Raw genomic sequence first — 17,411 nt, 5'->3', positions numbered from 1 at the left:
CCTTACTGAAAGACCGCGGACGGATTGTCGAGACTGTCGGAACCTTCAAAGTCGATCTGCCCGAGGTCGAGAGCCACGACAGCACGCTCGATTGACCTTGTCTGAGTCGTCAAGCCTTCCACCACGGCTTCGATGACGGCGTTACCGGCAGCGTTGCCTTCGCCGATCATCTGGTCGTAGGCCTCGACGTTCTCGGCCCGCGTCACCATGGCCTGCATGGCGGCATAACTGGCCGCCAGCTTTTCCTTCAATTCCGCATCCACGGCGGCATCCTGAGCCTCAACGAGGCTGGAAAGGCTCGGCCCGGTGACCATGGAACCGTCGACCCGACGATAGCTGCCGAGGTAGACGTTCATGATTCCACGTTGATTGTAGTAGTGGGAATTGTGGGTGTTGTCGCTGAAGCAATCGTGCTCTTCCTCCGGATCATGCAGCATGAGGCCGAGCTTGATCCGCTCCCCGGCGAGTTCGCCATAAGACAGCGATCCCATGCCGGTCACGATGGTTGAGATTCCGGCGTTGGCGTTGCCGGTCAAAAGCCCTTTACGCGCTGCGCCACTATCGGCCCAGAGCGCAACCATTTCTTCCAGGTCGTCAATCAGAAGATCGGTCGCCGTCGTCAAATAAGCGGCACGGCGGTCGCAGTTGCCGTTGGTGCAGGACGCAGTGCTGAAGTCACTGGCCGGTCGCTGGCCGGCGCCCGGACCGCTGCCGTTCAGATCCTGGCCCCAGAGCAGGAACTCGATGGCGTGATAGCCGGTGGCGACATTGGCCTCGACTTCCTCGGCCTCGTGCAGAACGTCGGACAGCAGAGTCTTGGTGATGGTCGAGGCATCGACCGTCTCGCCATTCAAAGCCAGGCTCTTGTTGGCGATCACGTTGGCGGTATAGATCGGGTTCTCGTCAGATTCCCGGCCATAGCTGCCGCCGTCGACATAGTCGATGAGACCCTCGTCCAGCGGCCAGGCATTCACCTTGCCTTCCCAGTCGTCGACCACGGCATTGCCGAAGCGGTAGACCTCGGTCTGCTGATAGGGCACGCGGGCGGCAATCCAGGCCTCACGCGCCGTTGCCAGCCGCGCCTCGCTGGGGTCGGCCACCAGGGCATCGATCGCGGCCTGAAGGGTCTTCGCCGTGATCAGCGAGTCCTCATAACCCGCATGAGCGATGTCTGCGTAGGTCTCCAGTACGGCCCGCTTGGCCGCATCGTCGGCCGCCGCCATGGCCGGCAGCAGGACCAATCCGGTCGTCGCCGCCAACGTTGCAATCAGTCTCATCTGATGTCTTCCCCTCGTTGAATTGCCATCTCATTTAGATGTGAATTTATTCCGAAGAACGGCCCCTAACCCCAGAATCCTGCCCCAAAAGGCCGAAAACCGCCCTAAGACCGCCGTCTACAAAGGGATTTTACACCCGGGATCGCAATTGACAATCATTATCATTCGCATGATAATTCCTCCCTGGAGGAGCTAATGTACGTTTGTGTGTGCAATGGCTATCGCGACGGCGATATTCGGGAAGTGGCGCAATCCGGCGTGCGCTGCGCGCAGGAGGCTTACCTGACGCTGGGCAACGGTCCTTGCTGCGGCACCTGCCTGCCCTGCGCCCAGGAGATTCTGGACGAAATCCACGGCGCCGCCGCCGTCGCGGCCGAATAGCGGCCTCGGCGATGCACTTCTGGGGCAGCCTGCCGGATGGACAAATGGCCGCCGTTGTGGAGTGGCTTTACGACCGCCGACGGGCACGGAGGGAAGAAGCCAGGGAAAATGGCTTTAACGCCGACCGCGACAATCCGCCGCGGAACAACGTTCACAAAATCGATCAAGCCAAAGTCAAACAGGGCGCTGATTAGCGCCCTGCCAAGCAGTAACAGCCGATGGTACTCTGGCTGCTGCTAGGAACTGCTGCTGTGGCCGCTGTGATGCTGAACGAAGTTTTCCAGCCCCATCTTGTCGATCAGGCCCAAATTGGTTTCCAACCAATCGACGTGCTCTTCCTCGGATTCGAGAATGTCGACGAAAAGCTCCCTGGAGACATAGTCGTTCGCTGATTCGCAGTGGGCGATGGCGTCGCGCAGATCCGGAATGGCCACCATCTCCAGCTTGAGGTCGCACTCCAGGATCTCTTTGACGTTCTCGCCGATCATAAGCTTGCCCAGGTCCTGAAGGTTCGGCAGGCCCTCCAGAAAAAGGATTCTCTCGATCAGCTTGTCGGCATGCTTCATCTCGTCGATGGATTCTTCGTACTCATGCTCCGCCAAACGGGTCAGCCCCCAGTCCTTCAGCATGCGCGAATGCAGGAAGTACTGGTTGATGGCTGTCAGTTCGTTCTTCAGAATTTTGTTGAGGTGCTGGATAACACCTTTGTCGCCCTTCATCGGCTGATCTCTCCAAGAATCCGTATTGCCCAATGGTAGGCGAGACTTTACAGCAGCCTCCCGTAGAGCAACTAGGAATTTATGCGCAAACGCTTCTCACTCGCACCGATTTTCACGGACTCTCAGCGTCCGGTTGATGTTCAGGTGCCGCTTCCGCGAATGAAGGGATAGCCATACAGGCTTCATGGATACGCCGGATGGTCGGATAGGGCGCCATGTCGCAGTCGAACCGCCGCCCGTTGACCACCTGGGGCACGAGGCAGATGTCCGCCAGCCCGGGGCTGTCGCCGTGACAGAAGCGGCCGGTCTCCGATTCCCCGGCAAGCCGCTTTTCCAGCGCTGCAAACTCCACTGCGCCCCAGTGGCGAAACCACTCTCCCTGCACCGCCTGATCGTGGCCGAGGGGCCCGACCAGATAGTTCAGGACCCTGAGATTGTTCAGGGGGTGAATGTCACAGGCGATCGCATAGGCAAGACTGCGCACCCGGGCGCGCGCGAGCGGTGTGTCGGGCAGCAGCGGCGGCTCGGGATAGGTCTCGTCCAGATATTCGAGGATCGCCATGGACTGGGGGATCAACGCACCCTCTTCCGTCTCCAGGCTCGGCACGGCGCCCTGCGGGTTCAGGGAGAGATAGGCCGCGCTGCGCTGCTCGCCCTTGCGCAGATGGATCGGCAGATAGTCATAGGTGAGCCCCTTGAGGGCCAGGGCGATGCGGACGCGGTAGGAGGTCGAGCTTCGAAAGTAGTTGTGCAGTTTCATCCCGGCTCCCTCAACTCTGGCCTGTCTTAGCTGATCTGCCTGCCGACCGCCTGCAGGCCGGCGAAGCGAATATCTTTTGATCCGCGGACGGCCCATTGTATGTCTTTCCCGGGATGTGGCCATAGTATCACCCCGATAAGGACAACGCCTTGCGCCGGAATGCGCACCGCCCAGTCGGGCTGAGGAGGCAATCAGGGAGGTCTCTCGATGCGGAACATGAACCGTCTTCTGCGCCGTCTGGCGCTGCCGCTGGTCCTTTGGGCCGGCATGGCTGCCGCCGGACCCGCTGCAGCCCAGGAATTCACCCTGCGGATCCATCACTTTCTGCCGCCGCCGTCCACCACCCATAAGGATTTCATCGTGCCCTGGGCGGAAAAGGTCGAGGCGGAGTCCACGGGCCGCATTAAGATCGAGATCTATCCGGCCATGCAGCTCGGCGGAAAACCGCCGCAGCTCTTCGATCAGGTCCGCGACGGGGTGGCGGATATCGTCTGGACCCTGCCGGGCTACACCGCCGGACGTTTCCCGACGGTTGAGGTCTTCGAACTGCCCTTTGTCGCCGCCTCGGCAGAGGCGACCAGCCAGGCGGCTCATGCCTTTTACGAGAAGCACGCGCGCGAGGAATTCAAGGACATCCACCCGCTGATGTTCCATGTGCACGCCCCGGGCAGTTTTCACATGCGCGGCAAGGAAGTGCGCAACCTGGATGACCTGAAGGGCCTGAAGGTGCGGGCGCCGACACGCATGACCAACATCGCCCTGAAAAACCTGGGGGCGACGCCGGTCGGCATGCCGGTTCCCGCGGTGCCGGAGGCTCTTTCCAAGGGTGTGGTCGAAGGCGCCATCCTGCCTTACGAGGTGACGCGGCCGCTGAAGGTCCACGAGCTGACCCAGAGCCATACCGAGATCGGCGGCGACCGCGGCCTCTATACCGCCGTCTTCCTCTTCGCCATGAACAAGGCCAAGTACGAATCCCTGCCCGCCGACCTGCGCCAGGTGATCGACAACAATTCCGGCATTCCCCTGGCCAAACAGATCGGCCGCCTCTGGGACGAAGCAGAGGCACCGGGGCGGGAAGCCGCCGCCAAGCTGGGCGACAGCTTCTTCCGGATCGAGGGAGAGGAACTTGCGCGCTGGCAGGCCGCCACCGCCCCCGTAGCCGAGGCCTGGATCGCCGAGATGGCCAAAAAGGGCAAGGACGGAACCGCCCTCTTGGCGGAAGCTCGCGCCCTGATCGACTATTACGCCGCTCGGTAGTTGGCGGCTGCCCCCTCACCCCGACCCTCTCCCACGAGGGGAGAGGGAGCGGCCCGCGTCAGCGGGAGGGTGAGGGGGTTTGTTTCAGGCCTCGCCGCGGGCCGGGTAGTTGTTGGCGTTGACGAAGTCCACCGCCTTCAGGATTTCATCCAGCTTCGGGCGGGCGAAGGGCGTGGTCTGGATAAAGGCCGAATAGAGCGTGCCGTCCGGCTTCACCAGGTAAAGGCCCGGCTCGTTGAACTTCTCCGGCTCCTCGATGCCGATCGAGGTCTTGCCGCGGCTGGTGGAGATGTAGAGGCCCATTTTGCGGGCGTCTTCGATGCTGATCCCATAGCCGAGGGTGAGATTCGGAAGCTCCCACTCGGCCTTGGCCGTGCGGGCGCGCTCCTCACCGTCGGTGCTGACGGCAACGACCTCGACACCGCGCTCGGCGAATTCACCCGCCAGATCGTTCAGCTCTTTCAGGTAGCCGCGGCAGACCGGGCAGTGAAGCCCGCGATAGGCAACCACCAGGGTGAGGTTCTTCGGGCTGCGTTCCGACAGGGTCCAGGTACCGCCGTCGATGGTGGGGAATGACATTTGCGGAGCGGCTTCACGCGGCTTCAGCATCGGGGGAACTCCTCAGGTTGATTGTGAACTCAAGATTTTCTGGAACGTGCATTCAAATATTGATCAAAAAAACTCAGGCGCTTAGTCCAGAGCCTGCAGGGCGACCCGCACGACACTCTTCAGGGCCGGGCGTTGCGGCGAAACCTTCGCCATGACACGCAGACCGTTCGAGGTCGCGGTCAGGAAGCGTGCCAAATCGCGCGGAGATTTCTCCGCCGAAAGCTCGCCGTCCTGCTGCGCCGCGGTCAGCAGCCGGTAAAAGGCCTTTTCCATCGCCCCCATGCTCGCCGCCACGGCGACGGCGGCATCCCGGTCATGGGGGGCCAACTCGATGGCGCAGTTCGTCATCAGGCAGCCGAGCAGCCGGCCCTCACCCACCGAAAACTCGATAACCTCTTCGAAGAAACCCGCAAGCTTCTGGCGCAGGGGCCCGGGCGCCTCCAACCGTGCCAGGCGGCGTGCGGTATAGCGGCGGCGGTAGTAATCAACCGCTTCCAGGAAAAGCCCGTGCTTGTCGCCGAAGGTGTCGTAGAGGGAGCCGCGGTTGACACCCGTGGCTTCCACGAGGTCCTGAATACTGGTCGCCTGATAGCCCTGGCGCCAGAACACCGTCAGGGCCGCCTCGACCACCGCCTCTTCTTCAAACTCCCGCGGCCGCGCCACGCTTGCCTCCATTTCTGAACGACCGTTCCATAACCTGGATGAACAGGAGCGTCAAGCGCGATCGCCCAGATAAAGCCTGCCGGCAGGGAGCCGCTCGGTGCCCACGCCTTTGTAGGGAACAGGCCGACAGCGAGACGGCGCCGGGCCTTTGAAGGCCGCGCCGATGCCCGAAATTGATCTCCATCAAACCACAGCGGCGGCGGTTGTGAGAAACTGCGATCTGATCAAAACGTCATAGACACAAAACAAGCCGCAATTCGGCTGGAAAGCCGAATTGTCAGGGGGGTCGCACTATGGTTGAAAACCAAACCGGATCATCGCCGAAAACAAGGAATATCGGCACGGCAGCCGCGCCAAAGCCGCAGGAGGCGCTGCGGGAGACGGTAGAGGAGGCAGTGCCCACCAGCAGTAACGGCGCGGCAGGTGACAGCAGCGGCGGCGCGCCCGCGCAGATGTCTTGCGACCCGGAAACAATCCGCCAGGCCTTTGAATCGGGCGAGTATCCCTATGCGGAGAAGATCAGCCGCAAGGACTACGAAGCCGAGAAGGAGCAACTGCAGATCGAACTGCTGAAGGTGCAGGAGTGGGTCAAGCAGACCGGCGAGCGGATCGTGATGATCTTCGAGGGACGCGATGCCGCCGGCAAGGGCGGAACCATCAAGCGGTTTACCGAACATCTCAACCCGCGCGGTGCCAGGGTCATCGCGCTTGAGAAACCAAGCGAGCGCGAAAGAACGCAGTGGTACTTCCAGCGCTACATCGCCCACCTGCCCAGCGCCGGGGAGATCGTGCTCTTCGACCGCTCCTGGTACAACCGGGCCGGCGTCGAGCGGGTGATGGATTTCTGCTCTGCCAACGATTACCTGGAGTTCATGCGCCAGTGCCCGGATATGGAGCGCATGCTGGTACGCAGCGGGATCCGCCTCTACAAATACTGGTTCTCGGTCACGCAGGAAGAGCAGCGCCGCCGCTTCAAGTCGCGCGAACACGAGCCGCTGAAGCAGTGGAAACTGTCGCCCATCGACAAGGCTTCCCTGGACAAGTGGGATGACTATACCGAGGCCAAGGAAGCGATGTTCTTTTACACCGACACGGCCGACGCGCCCTGGACGGTGATCAAATCAGACGACAAGAAGCGCGCAAGACTGAACTGCCTGCGGCATTTTCTCTCGACGCTGAACTACCCACTGAAGGACCTGGCCGTGGCGCGCGAACCGGACCCCCTGATCGTCGGCCGCAGCGCCGATGTCATCGGCCGCAGCGCCCATATCCTGGATCGCAGCCTGCACCCGGAAATGCGCCGCGCGCGCTAGGCTAGAATGATTTCGGTCGGTGTCCATTTGGCGCGGCGGCGGGCACGCCGCGCCGCCTCGTCTTCCGCGTCGTAGGTCACCGGCATGGGCGTCCGGGAAAACCGCTCGGCTTCTTCCAAAGCGTTGATGATCACGATGGCGTAGTGCCGCCCCGCCTCCTCGATCACCGCCGAGACATAGACGCCGCAGCGCCCGCAGAGATAGTAGTCCGCCGTTGACAGCCCGAAGCGGTAGCGCTGGACCACCGTATCGTCGCGGACCGTCAGGCGGACCGCACCATCAGGGTCCGAAACCGCCCGGGACTGATGCTTGCGGCAGAACGTACAGGCACAGGCCCGTACCTCCATCGCCGCCGGCTCCACATCGCTTTCGAACTCGATCTCCAGCGCCCCGCAATGGCAGCCGCCTTTATGCCGCATAATCCCATCTCCTTTGATCAATGATGGCAGCTTAGCCGAACAGCAGGCTTCACCAAAGGCGTTGCCTCAAGAACGCTACCGCGGTTGGCATACTCAAACCTGCCGGTGGGATGCTAGATTTGAGCTCTGGAGCTTGGACAATCGCTTAGGGACAGATCAATGGCTCGCTCTTTGGATGCCGCGCGGCGTTGGTTCGCCGAGGACCTGCGTGTCGCTGCGCCGATCCTTCGCAACGAATTGGTGGTCGAGGCCTTTGCGCAGGTGCGGCGCGAGCTGTTCTGCGGCAGCGGGCCCTGGCGGGTTCATCCGCGCCGCCGCTTGGGTATGCCTTACACGACGCCCTCAGCCGATCCCTCGGCGCTCTACCACGATCTGCTCGTCGTCATTGACGAAGAACGGGACCTCAACAACGGACAGCCGTCACTCTGGGCCTACATCTTCGATCAGCTCGATCTCAGCGCTGGACAGTCGGTCCTGCAGATCGGCGCCGGGACCGGATACTACACCGCGATCCTGGCCGAGGTTGTCGGCGTCAGAGGCCGGGTGGACGCGGTTGAGCTGGACACGGCACTCTGTAAGCGCGCGCAGGAAACCCTGGTCAACTGGCCACAAGCCGCCGTAACCCAGGGCAACGGCGTTGACTGCGATCCCAAGCCGGCCGCCGATGCGATCATCGCCTTTGCCGGTGCGACGCATCCGCCAAGCGCCTGGATCGAGCGGCTATCGCCCGGCGGCAAGATGATGGTGCCCCTGACCACCGCCGACGGCTGGGGATTCCTTCTGAAGATCGAGAAAACGGCCAAGGGCTTTGAAGCAGCTTCGCTGGGCCCCTGTGGATTCTTTCATTGCGAAGGCGCCCGGCGGCCCGACGAGGAAATCCGATTACAGGAAGCCTTGACGGCCTTGAACGGAAAAGAGATCCCCGTTCGTGCCCTGCATCCTGGTAAGGCGCCAACCGAGGCTAAGGAGGTCTGGTTCGCGGGCGACAGCTACTGGCTCTCGAGTGCGCCGCTCGTCAACGCCTGAAGCCTTACGCCAAGGCCGGGATCAGGCGTTCCATGAGGCGGAAGGAATGCTGGCAGACGGTGTGTAGATTGGATTTGAAATCGTCCGGCGCCGACTCGTTGGCGGTATCGGAAAGGCCGCGGGTGACCACGAAGGGCACCTCGTTGAGCTGGCAGGTGTAGCCGACTGCCGCGCCCTCCATCTCCGTCGCCAAGGCACCGAATTCACGCTGCAGCCAGCGCAGGGTTTTCGAATCCTCGACAAAACGGTCGCCGGAAACGACGGTGCCGATCATCAGACTGGGGCCGTCGCCACCGGGAAAGGCATCGTCGAAGGCATCGGCGGTCTTCTCGATCAGGTCAGGGGCCGACTGGATCATGCGGTTTGAATCCGGCAGCTCGCCGTGTCGGCGGCCGAAAGCCGTGAGATCGATGTCGAACTGGATAAGGTGGCTGGCAATGATCAGGTCACCGACCTGCATATTTGGCAGCAGGCCGCCGGCCACACCGCTGAACACCAAGGCATCCGGATTGTAGAGGTTGATCAGCATCTGGGTGCAGATCGCCGCGTTCACCTTGCCGATACCACATTGGGCCAAGACGATCTCGGTGCCCTTGAATTCGCCCTTGGTGACGAGGATGCCGGCGTGGGTTTCCGCGCCCACAACCTTCATTTCCGCCCTCAGCAGGGCGACTTCCTCATCCATGGCGCCGATGACAGCGAGCATAAATCCGTTCCCGAACAAGTAGTTGCGGGACGAAAGAGAGCATGTCCCGGCAGCGAGGGTCAAAACTTAATAAAAATAGCTGAAATGATTATGAATGCCCGTTATGGAGGCGGCCCAGTAGCGGCTTCAGGTCTTTCAGACTTTCCAGGCGGTAGAATCGCTCACTCACCGGGTCTGCATCGTGGGCCTCATGGGCCCAGAGGATGGCATAGGGCACGTGGGCCGCATGGCCGCCCAGTTCCAGCACCGGCAGGATGTCCGACGGCATCGAATTGCCGATCATCAGCGCCCGCGACGGCTCAATGGCGTGGCGCTCGAAGACCCGGCGATAAGTTGCGGTATCCTTCCGCGACACGATTTCGACCTGATCGAAATGCCCGGCGAGGCCGGAGCGTTCGATCTTGCTGGTCTGATCGACCATATCGCCCTTGGTGATGAGGATGGTGCGGTAGCGGCCGGCGACATGGCTCAGCACCTCCTCGACCCCGTCCAGCATCTCCACCGGCGCCGTCATCATCGCCTTGCCGAGACCGACGATTTCGTGGATCTCCGCCGCGGTGATGCGGGACCCCGTCAGGTCGACGGCGGCCTCCACCATGGAAAGCGTGAAGCCCTTGATGCCGTAGCCGAAGAGCGCAAGGTTGCGCATCTCCACGTCATAGAGGGCCTCCGCCAGGTCTTCGCCGGGCCGGTAGCGGCCGACGATCGCCGCGAGCTTTTCCTGGGTATCCTGAAACAGATGTTCGTTGTGCCACAGCGTATCGTCGGCATCGAAGGCAAGGGTATCGATCATTGGTACAGCCGCGTGTCCGGAGCTCTACGGTACTCAACAAACTCATTATCGCCTTCATCAGTGCGCACAATCCGACCGACAACAATAGTCGCCCGTTCAGGTAGGAAATTTCCCGCGTAGACAATCAGTTCTGACATCCGGGTAAAGGGCACGTCTGGACCGAGCACAAAAACCCATAGAAAGTCTCTAGGTGTCGGGCCCTCTAGGAACTGAGCGATCCGATCCACCTCATTGTAAATCATAATCTTGATCGATCGATGGTCCCGAACAACCTTGATCTCAACTCCAAGAATCGTCGGAACTGAGGACCTTTCAACTATCAGGTCTGGATAACCTCGAGTCTGCTGGATCATTGTGACATTTGGAAAAGTGCTAGAAATCCATCTTGTTATCACGCCGAGCACGTTCTTTTCGTTCAAAAGCTGTGACTCAGTTACACCCTTTTTTCCAAGTGAAGATGCCTTCGCAACCTCTCTAACTTGCACAATTGACTCTTCGCTGACCGCAGACTTTAAATAATCTTTTGAATATTTCAGAAACTGTTCAGAATTATACATATAGAAGTATTTGAGATCAGCAACACGACGAATTTCATCCACCAATTCCGGCCGTGGACCAAGTTTCTTTTTCCCTTGGGACTTGATGATCCACCACCAGTCTTCCTTTTCATCATCAGTCACAAAGACAACTGATCCGATGCCTCTCTCCTTAGCTTTTACAAGCAGTTCCTTCCATAAAATGAGATCACCATATTGCGCTGGGTATACGATGCCGCCGTAGGAATAGAAGTCTTCTGAACCATCACCTTTTTGACCATCCATGTACCCAGGCGGGATCATACGATCATAACGGCCCTTTCCTTCCCGAGATATGACGTCAATCACATCTTGATTGGCAGGTGGGTCGCCAACGCATTGCCCCAACAAGCCATCAATTTGCGTTCTAAGTGCATCGTCTTCATGGGCTTCATTTTGCTGGGCTTCAAGTTCGTCCAACTCAGACCTAAACCCCTCGACGCAAGACCTAACCTGCTGCACCATCGGGTCTGTATCGATAACGGCGTGCCTTTTGCCAAGTTGGAGTTTTCCAAGATTGTTCTCCAGCGTCGAGAGAGCATCATCGATCGCCTTTCGAACTTCACCAAACCGACCTTTCTGGTCAGCTAGCACGCTCGGTCGATTTCTTTGAAACTCTAATGCCGCTTGGTGAGGCACCCATAAGCGATCAGAGATCTGCTTTAATACCTCAACGAGTTCATCACGAGCCCGCCGAGGATACCGATAGAGATTCAAAAGTACATTTGCATCCAGAACAAAAAGTGCTTCGCTCCAAAGCTCGTCAAACTCTTGTTGGGTCGGCCGATAGAATCCGGAGAACTTGTCGCGCATCACTCAGTCTCGTAGCAATCTGCACACCCCATCTCCAATTCTCAAAAGATCCAGAGAGATGCGTGCAATCGATGATTGATTTTCTGAGGATGCAGGCCTTTATGCAGACAAGTCAAACGAGTAGTTGAAAACAGAAGAGGCACCTGAACTGAGGCCGTATCGTCATAGTCAATCCACGGCGGTGACCCGGCCGTCGGTTTTCGGGGCCACCTCGCCGGCCGCGGCGACGAATTCCATCACCATGGCAGCCATGAAGCGCGCCGACGTGGCGTCGATCATCTGCACCGTCTCCTTGAAGACCGCATAGCCATCACCGCCGCGGGCCACGAAGTCGTTTGTCGCCAGGGTGTAGGTCGCCTCCGGGTCCAGCAGTTTGCCGCCGACGGTGACGGAGCGGACCCGTTGACCGGCCGGGGCCGAACGGCTCCAGGTCACGGTCATGCCGGAGATGCTGGGAAAGCGTCCGGCCCCCTCTTCCACCTTGCTGAAACCGTGCTCCAGGGCCTGGCGCAGTTGATCGCCGGTCAGCGACAGCTTCACCGTCTTGTTGCCGAAAGGCAGCTCGGTCTGAATATCGCGGCGGGTCAGGGTGATGCCGGCGTCATAGGTCTTATCGCCGCGGATACCGCCGCCATTGGTGAGCGCCACATCGGCCTCCACCCCCTGGCGCATGGCATCGGCAATAAGGTTGCCGATCGCGGTCTCCCCACCGCGCACCGAGGCACGGCGGCTGTCCATGCCGGTCAGCAGCTTGCCGATGGGCACGTCGAGTTCCCGGCTCAATTGGTCGAGATAGACCTGCACCTTGGCGGCCATGGCGGCATCCGGCTCGACGCTGCGGCTGTCGACAATACGAAAGGCGGGCTCCCAGACGAAGCGCTGGCTGCCGCGGCTCTCTACGGTTTCCATGGTGATCTCAACCACCATCAGGTTTTCGCCCTGGGCGCCGGCTTCGACGAAGACCCGCTGGCCGTCGTAGTAGGTAACCAGAAGGTGATCATGGCCGGAAAGCAGGACGTCGATGCCGCTGTCGGCCCGCATCAGCATCAGATCCTCTTCGACGCCGGTGTGGGCGACCGCAACGACCAAGTCGGCGCCTGCCTCGCGCAGCTCTTCCGAGAGCGCCCGGGCCGATTGCAGCAGCGGCTCGAAGGTCACCGTGCCGGGACTGGAGATATCGGCGGTCTCGGGCGTCGTCAGGCCGAAGAAGCCGACCTTGTAGGGGCCAGCCTCGGTCATCCAGGTCGCGCTGGTTCCATCCAGCGGTTCTCCGTCACTGTCGCGGGTGTTACTGCCCAGAACCGTGAAGCGCGCCTCGGCGACACGCTCCCGCGCGACCGCGGGGCCGAAGTCGAACTCGTGGTTGCCCAGCACCATCAGGTCCAACTCGCCCTCGTTATAGAGATCGATCATGTGGGCGCCTTTATCGAAGCTCGACAGCAGCGAGGGGGAAATACCATCGCCACCGTGGATGAAGACCACGTTGTCAGCGGCGGCGCGTTCCTGCTTCACCATAGCCATAACCCGGGCGACACCGCCCTTGCCCTTCGACTCCTCGATGCGGTCGAGGTCGTTCACATGCAGCAGGGTCAGCTTGACCGCTTCCGCCCAGGCCGCCGGCGCGGCAAGAAGGGCCAGCAGAAACATCGTTGTGCAAAGTCCGGCAATGCGAAATCGAGACATCATCATCTCCAAACCAAGAGTGTCAGGCGGCAAATGCTGTGCGACGCAGGGCGCCGTGATTCCTAAACCGGTTCCTGAATGCGGGCGGCATTGAATCCGCGCAGCGGAAGGGCAGCCATGCGCTGCAGCCAGTTGTCAGCCGGATATTCGCAAGCCCCGTCGATCACATGCAGGGTATAGGCATGGCGCGAGTGCGGGGAACGGTTGGGCAGGCTGCCGTGGGGCAGCTTGCCGTGCAGCAGTACCAGACTGCCCTTGCGTACCTCCAGCGGCACCGCCAGTTCCTCCGGCCAGGGTGTGTCGTCCAACTGATCCATCACCAGGGCCGCGCCGTCGCGCCGCCAGCTCTGTCTCAGCGGGCCAAGATGAGCGCCCGGCAGAGCCCAGAGGCAGCCGTTCTCCAGGGTGGCGTCTTCCAGCGCGAACCAGAAGCCGACAACGCTGAGCGGGTCGGTCCTCAAAAAAGTGGAGTCCTGATGCCAGCCGACCTCGCCACCGATGCGCGGCTGCTTGAAGATATACATGGACTGCAGCAACAGCGGGTCTTTCAGGCCCAGACCTGCCGCCACCGCACCCAGCGCCGGGCGGTGCGAGAAATCGAAGAAGACCGGATCCAGGTCGTGCTGGGCGTGTCCGATCTTGTTGATCGAGAGGCCTTTGGCTTGGCGCAGTTTGCCCTCGCCGTCGAAAGCCTCTTCCTCGAAGAAGAAACGGATCTTGTCGCCGGAATCCTGAAAATACTGGTCCCTGCCGTGAACCTGCCCGCGGGTCGAAAAGATCGAAGCAACGTCCTTGGGATCGAAATCCTCGACCAGAGCCTCGGCCCGCGCGACCAGCGCATCGCAGTCGGCGTGTGAAACACAGTCTTCGAGAACCAGAAAGCCGTCTTTTGCGAAGGCCCGGGTCATATCGGCAGTGAGCCGGCCGTCGGGCGGCGCCGCGAAGCGCCGGGCCTCTTCTTGACCCGCAAAGCGGTCCGGTGCCGCGGCTGTGTCGAACAGTGTCAAGTTCCGCCCCTTACAAATCCGGCCCTTTAGACGTCTTCCGCGGCGATGCGCTGCAGAACGATCGGCGCGGCGGCGGCGTCAGTTTCCATATCGATCTTAGTCTGACCGAAGATGAAGGCCCGCCGCAAGTGTCTGGCGGCAATCTTCGCATCCTCGGCGCTGGCGGCATGGACCACGGCCAGCGGATCGCCGGGTTCCAGAGCCGTGCCCAGCGGCGCTATGTCGCTGAAACCGACCGCATAATCGATTTCCTGCTCAACCCGCTTGCGCCCGCCGCCCAGGCCAATCACCGCCAGGCCGACATCCCGGGTCTCGCAACCAACGAGCCGTCCGGACGCATCGGCGGTCACCGTCTGCTGCACCGGCGCCTTGGGCAGGTAGGTATCGGCTTTCTCAAGAAAGTCCGCCGGCCCGCCCAGGGCGGCCACCATGGCGCCGAAACACTCGGCCGCCCGGCCGGAGGCAAGCGCCGCCTCGGCCTTGGCTTCCGCCACCGAGCGATCCGCCGCCAGACCGCCCAGCAGCAGCATCTCCACCGCCAGCGCCAGCACCAGGGAACGGAGCCGGCCATCGCCCTTGCCGCTGGTGAGCATCGCTACCGACTCGGCAACTTCCAGGGCGTTCCCGGCGGCGGCGCCCAAAGGTTGGTTCATGTCGGTAATCAGCGCGGTGGTCGGCAAGCCGGCGCCGCAGGCAACCGAGACGAGGCTTTCCGCCAGTTCGCGCGCCTCTTCCTGCGATGCCGCAAAAGCGCCGCTGCCGGTCTTCACGTCCATAACCAGGCCCTGCAGCCCGGCCGCCAGCTTCTTGGACAGGATCGACGCCGTGATCAAAGGCAGGGATTCCACCGTCGCCGTTACGTCGCGTACCGCATAGAGCCGCCGGTCCGCCGGTGCCAGATCGGCGGTCTGGCCGATGATGGCGCAGCCGGCCGACTTCACCGCATGGCGGAAACCGCCGATATCCGGAGCGGTATTATAGCCGGGAATGGAATCCAGCTTGTCCAGAGTACCGCCGGTATGGCCCAGACCGCGGCCCGAGATCATCGGCACGAAGGCGCCGCAGGCGGCCAGCAGCGGCCCGAGGATGAGACTGACCTTATCACCGACCCCACCGGTGGAGTGCTTGTCCAGGCAAGGGCCGGGCAGGTCCAGATCGTCCCAGTTCAGGCGCTGGCCGGAGTTGGTCATCGACCGGGTCAGCGCCACCGCCTCTTCCCGTGTCATGCCGCGCAGGAAGGCCGCCATGGCGAAGGCCGCCACCTGCCCCTCGCTGATGCTCTTGTCGGCGATACCGGTTACGAAATGACTGATCTCCGCATTGGAGAGTTCTTCCCCATCGCGTTTGCGGCGAATGATCTCCTGCGGCAGAAAGTCCATCAGTAGCTTTCCGTCGCCGCCGGCCGGCTGCCGTCGCCGAGCACCGCCAGGAGATCGTTCAGAACCCCCGAGGCACCGAAGCGGAAACGCCAGGGATCGGCCCAGTCGGCGCCCATGATGCGGTCGGCCAGGGCGAGATAGTCGCCCGCCGCCGCCGTATCGCGGATGCCGCCCGCCGCCTTGAAGCCGACGTCGCGGCCGGTATCCTTGATTGCGCAGAGCATGGCCTCCGCCGCTTCCAAGGTGGCTGAGACAGCGGTCTTGCCGGTCGAGGTCTTGATCATGTCGGCTCCGGCGGCGATGGCATCGCAGCTTGCGTCATAAATCTTCGCAGAGTCCCCGAGGCTGCCGGTCTCCAGGATGACCTTCAGCCGGGCTTTGTCACCGCAGGCGCGCTTGCAGGATGCAATCATCTCTTTGGCAAAGTCGCGGTCCCCCTTGAGCCAGCGCCGGTAGGGCATCACCAGGTCCACCTCGTCGCCGCCCGCGGCGATGATTTCCCTGGTGTCGCTGAGCGCCAGGGCCAGGTCATCGCCGCCGGCCGGGAAGTTGGCCACCGCCGCCACCTTGATACCGCTGCCATGCAGGCGCTTGGCGGCCTGGGCAACAAAGCGCGGCCAGACGCAGACCGCGGCCACCGGTCCATGCGGGCCGCGCGCCCTTTCACAAAGGGCATCCACCGCCGCCTCATCATCGTCGTCGTTCAGGCTGGTCAGATCGAGCAGGCCCAGGGCCCTCGCCGCCACGGCCTTCATGTCTGAATGGTCTTCAGCCATTGCCAAGCTCCTCAAGGTAGGCCGTCAAAAGACGGGTCATGTCGGCAGCAGCACCGCTTGCCGCCTGCATGGTCTGATCATGAGAAATCACCTGATCCGACAGCCCCGCCGCCAGGTTGGTGATCATCGAGATCGCCGTGACCTTCAGACCGAGCATGCGCGCCACGATGGCCTCCGGTACCGTCGACATCCCGACGGCATCACCGCCCAGGATCTGCGCCGCCTTTATCTCCGCCGGAGTCTCGAAGTGAGGCCCGCAGAACCAAACGTATACACCTTCGGATAGAGGAACGCCCAGCCGTTCGGCGACGGCTTTGATACGCCTTCGCTCGTCGGGATCGTAGGCATCGACCAGATCGACAAAGCGCGCATTGCCGTCAAGGCCGAAGAGCGGCGAAACACCGGCGAAGTTAATGTGGTCGGCGATCAACATCAGGCTGCCGGGCCCGGCCTCTTGGCGCAGGGAGCCTGCCGCATTCGTGAGGATGAGCTGCTGGCAGCCCAGTTCCTTCAACGTTGCCAGCGCCAGGTTCATCCCATCGGCCCGGCCATGCTCATAGTAGTGCGCCCGCCCCTGGAGCACGGCCAGCGGCAACCCGGCGATTTCGCCCAAAACCAGATTCCCGCCGTGGCCGGCGACCGAAGGGCGCGGGAATCCGGGCAGATCGGCATAGGGAATGACCTGGGGGTCGTCCAGGGCCTTGGCCACGGCCCCGAGCCCGGAGCCCAGCACCAGCGCAACCTGCGGCACGGCTTGCGCGCGCGCGCGGATGCTTGCGGCGGTGGCGACCGCTTCCTCAAACATGGACAGCCCCTTTTCCAAACAAACGCAGCCCTGGAATCCGCTCTAGGTGAGGTTCTCCGGGCCGAACGACCAGGGCAACAGTTCGCCCAAAGTGACGGTCTTGCGCAGCCCCTCAGGTCCACAGATGTGTACCACGAGATCGTCGCGGGCAAACTCCCGCAACCGTTGACGGCAACCGCCGCAAGGCGTGACCAGGGCTTCGCCCCGCCCGGCCACCGCAATCTCGGCAATGCGTTGCTCACCATCCATCACCATGGCCGCGATGGCCGAGGTCTCGGCACACCAGCCCTGGGGATAGGCGGCATTTTCAACGTTGCAGCCAACATAGAGCCCGCCGCCCGAACCACGCAACGCAGCCCCAACAGGGAAATTCGAGTAGGGCGCATAAGCCTTGTCCATGGCCGCGATGGCCGCTTCGACAAGCGCTTGCGGGTCCGCTTTGTCCGCCAC

20 protein-coding genes are annotated in these 17,411 nt (G+C 61.8%); 5 read left to right on the top strand and 15 right to left on the bottom strand.

Annotation, left to right across the window (positions count from 1 at the left end; all coding sequences use genetic code 11):
* Positions 1 to 2: 2 nt before the first annotated feature.
* Positions 3 to 1,277 carry an imelysin family protein gene (locus ACP146_RS05545; protein ID WP_422365772.1) on the bottom strand — a complete coding sequence of 425 codons (1,275 nt, stop codon included), beginning with the start codon at positions 1,275 to 1,277 and terminating at the stop codon, positions 3 to 5.
* Between the two features lie 195 nt (positions 1,278 to 1,472).
* On the opposite strand from ACP146_RS05545, the gene ACP146_RS05540 reads away from it, so the two are divergent.
* Positions 1,473 to 1,658, top strand: a complete 186-nt coding sequence (locus tag ACP146_RS05540; protein WP_422365771.1) for a (2Fe-2S)-binding protein — start codon at positions 1,473 to 1,475, stop codon at positions 1,656 to 1,658.
* Positions 1,659 to 1,702: 44 nt separating this feature from the next.
* Positions 1,703 to 1,852, top strand: coding sequence for a hypothetical protein (locus ACP146_RS05535; RefSeq protein ID WP_422365770.1), 150 nt, complete (start codon positions 1,703 to 1,705; stop codon positions 1,850 to 1,852).
* A 42-nt stretch (positions 1,853 to 1,894) separates the two neighbouring features.
* Here the strand turns inward: ACP146_RS05535 and bfr are convergent, their stop codons facing one another.
* The gene (gene bfr, locus ACP146_RS05530; RefSeq protein ID WP_422365769.1) at positions 1,895 to 2,377 is read right to left on the bottom strand and encodes a bacterioferritin; all 483 of its coding nucleotides are present in this window, start codon (positions 2,375 to 2,377) and stop codon (positions 1,895 to 1,897) included.
* 112 nt (positions 2,378 to 2,489) lie between these two features.
* Positions 2,490 to 3,137, bottom strand: a complete 648-nt coding sequence (maiA, locus tag ACP146_RS05525; protein WP_422365768.1) for a maleylacetoacetate isomerase — start codon at positions 3,135 to 3,137, stop codon at positions 2,490 to 2,492.
* A 207-nt stretch (positions 3,138 to 3,344) separates the two neighbouring features.
* Between maiA and ACP146_RS05520 the strand changes: the two genes are divergently transcribed.
* Positions 3,345 to 4,394, top strand: coding sequence for a TRAP transporter substrate-binding protein (locus ACP146_RS05520; protein ID WP_422365767.1), 1,050 nt, complete (start codon positions 3,345 to 3,347; stop codon positions 4,392 to 4,394).
* An 84-nt stretch (positions 4,395 to 4,478) separates the two neighbouring features.
* On the opposite strand, the gene ACP146_RS05515 is transcribed toward ACP146_RS05520, so the two are convergent.
* Both ACP146_RS05515 and ACP146_RS05510 read right to left on the bottom strand, forming a co-directional pair.
* Positions 4,479 to 5,003 carry a peroxiredoxin-like family protein gene (locus ACP146_RS05515; RefSeq protein ID WP_422365766.1) on the bottom strand — a complete coding sequence of 175 codons (525 nt, stop codon included), beginning with the start codon at positions 5,001 to 5,003 and terminating at the stop codon, positions 4,479 to 4,481.
* Between the two features lie 81 nt (positions 5,004 to 5,084).
* Positions 5,085 to 5,666 carry a TetR/AcrR family transcriptional regulator gene (locus ACP146_RS05510; RefSeq protein ID WP_422365765.1) on the bottom strand — a complete coding sequence of 194 codons (582 nt, stop codon included), beginning with the start codon at positions 5,664 to 5,666 and terminating at the stop codon, positions 5,085 to 5,087.
* Between the two features lie 293 nt (positions 5,667 to 5,959).
* On the opposite strand from ACP146_RS05510, the gene ppk2 reads away from it, so the two are divergent.
* A complete protein-coding gene (ppk2, locus tag ACP146_RS05505) occupies positions 5,960 to 6,979 on the top strand; it encodes a polyphosphate kinase 2 (protein ID WP_422365764.1) in 1,020 nt (339 codons plus the stop codon).
* Here ppk2 and ACP146_RS05500 read toward each other — a convergent pair.
* Positions 6,976 to 7,398, bottom strand: a complete 423-nt coding sequence (locus ACP146_RS05500; protein ID WP_422365763.1) for a GFA family protein — start codon at positions 7,396 to 7,398, stop codon at positions 6,976 to 6,978. The genes ppk2 and ACP146_RS05500 overlap by 4 nt on opposite strands.
* 159 nt (positions 7,399 to 7,557) lie before the next feature.
* Here ACP146_RS05500 and ACP146_RS05495 point away from each other — a divergent pair, with 159 nt between their 5' ends.
* Positions 7,558 to 8,424 (top strand): protein-L-isoaspartate O-methyltransferase family protein, encoded by an 867-nt coding sequence (locus ACP146_RS05495; protein ID WP_422365762.1) that lies wholly within the window; start codon positions 7,558 to 7,560, stop codon positions 8,422 to 8,424.
* A gap of 4 nt (positions 8,425 to 8,428) precedes the next feature.
* Here the strand turns inward: ACP146_RS05495 and ACP146_RS05490 are convergent, their stop codons facing one another.
* The 9 genes from ACP146_RS05490 to ACP146_RS05450 all read right to left on the bottom strand — a co-directional run bounded on the left by ACP146_RS05490 (position 8,429) and on the right by ACP146_RS05450 (position 17,411).
* On the bottom strand, positions 8,429 to 9,130 hold the full coding sequence (locus ACP146_RS05490) for a 5'-methylthioadenosine/adenosylhomocysteine nucleosidase (RefSeq protein WP_422365761.1): 702 nt from the start codon (positions 9,128 to 9,130) through the stop codon (positions 8,429 to 8,431).
* Between the two features lie 88 nt (positions 9,131 to 9,218).
* Complete coding sequence (locus tag ACP146_RS05485) at positions 9,219 to 9,923, bottom strand: HAD family hydrolase (RefSeq protein ID WP_422365760.1); 705 nt, start codon at positions 9,921 to 9,923, stop codon at positions 9,219 to 9,221.
* Positions 9,920 to 11,311 (bottom strand): PIN-like domain-containing protein, encoded by a 1,392-nt coding sequence (locus tag ACP146_RS05480; RefSeq protein WP_422365759.1) that lies wholly within the window; start codon positions 11,309 to 11,311, stop codon positions 9,920 to 9,922. Before ACP146_RS05480 ends, ACP146_RS05485 begins: the two co-directional genes overlap by 4 nt.
* A 168-nt stretch (positions 11,312 to 11,479) precedes the next feature.
* Positions 11,480 to 12,994 carry a bifunctional metallophosphatase/5'-nucleotidase gene (locus ACP146_RS05475; RefSeq protein WP_422365758.1) on the bottom strand — a complete coding sequence of 505 codons (1,515 nt, stop codon included), beginning with the start codon at positions 12,992 to 12,994 and terminating at the stop codon, positions 11,480 to 11,482.
* Between the two features lie 62 nt (positions 12,995 to 13,056).
* A complete protein-coding gene (locus tag ACP146_RS05470) occupies positions 13,057 to 14,001 on the bottom strand; it encodes a phytanoyl-CoA dioxygenase family protein (protein WP_422365757.1) in 945 nt (314 codons plus the stop codon).
* A gap of 26 nt (positions 14,002 to 14,027) precedes the next feature.
* On the bottom strand, positions 14,028 to 15,380 hold the full coding sequence (deoA, locus tag ACP146_RS05465) for a thymidine phosphorylase (protein ID WP_422365756.1): 1,353 nt from the start codon (positions 15,378 to 15,380) through the stop codon (positions 14,028 to 14,030).
* Positions 15,380 to 16,156 (bottom strand): deoxyribose-phosphate aldolase, encoded by a 777-nt coding sequence (gene deoC, locus ACP146_RS05460; protein ID WP_422365755.1) that lies wholly within the window; start codon positions 16,154 to 16,156, stop codon positions 15,380 to 15,382. The genes deoA and deoC overlap by 1 nt, the downstream gene beginning before the upstream one ends.
* Positions 16,149 to 16,961: a purine-nucleoside phosphorylase gene (locus ACP146_RS05455; protein ID WP_422365754.1), complete on the bottom strand. Its 813-nt coding sequence runs from the start codon at positions 16,959 to 16,961 to the stop codon at positions 16,149 to 16,151. Before ACP146_RS05455 ends, deoC begins: the two co-directional genes overlap by 8 nt.
* A 42-nt stretch (positions 16,962 to 17,003) precedes the next feature.
* The gene (locus ACP146_RS05450) at positions 17,004 to 17,411 is read right to left on the bottom strand and encodes a cytidine deaminase (protein WP_422365753.1); all 408 of its coding nucleotides are present in this window, start codon (positions 17,409 to 17,411) and stop codon (positions 17,004 to 17,006) included.

Origin of the sequence: Pelagibius sp. (assembly GCF_965249265.1) — a bacterium.
Lineage (GTDB): Bacteria > Pseudomonadota > Alphaproteobacteria > Kiloniellales > Kiloniellaceae > Pelagibius.
The sequence above is the reverse complement of the archived record's forward strand: the minus strand, read 5'-3'. Positions and strand labels throughout refer to the sequence as shown.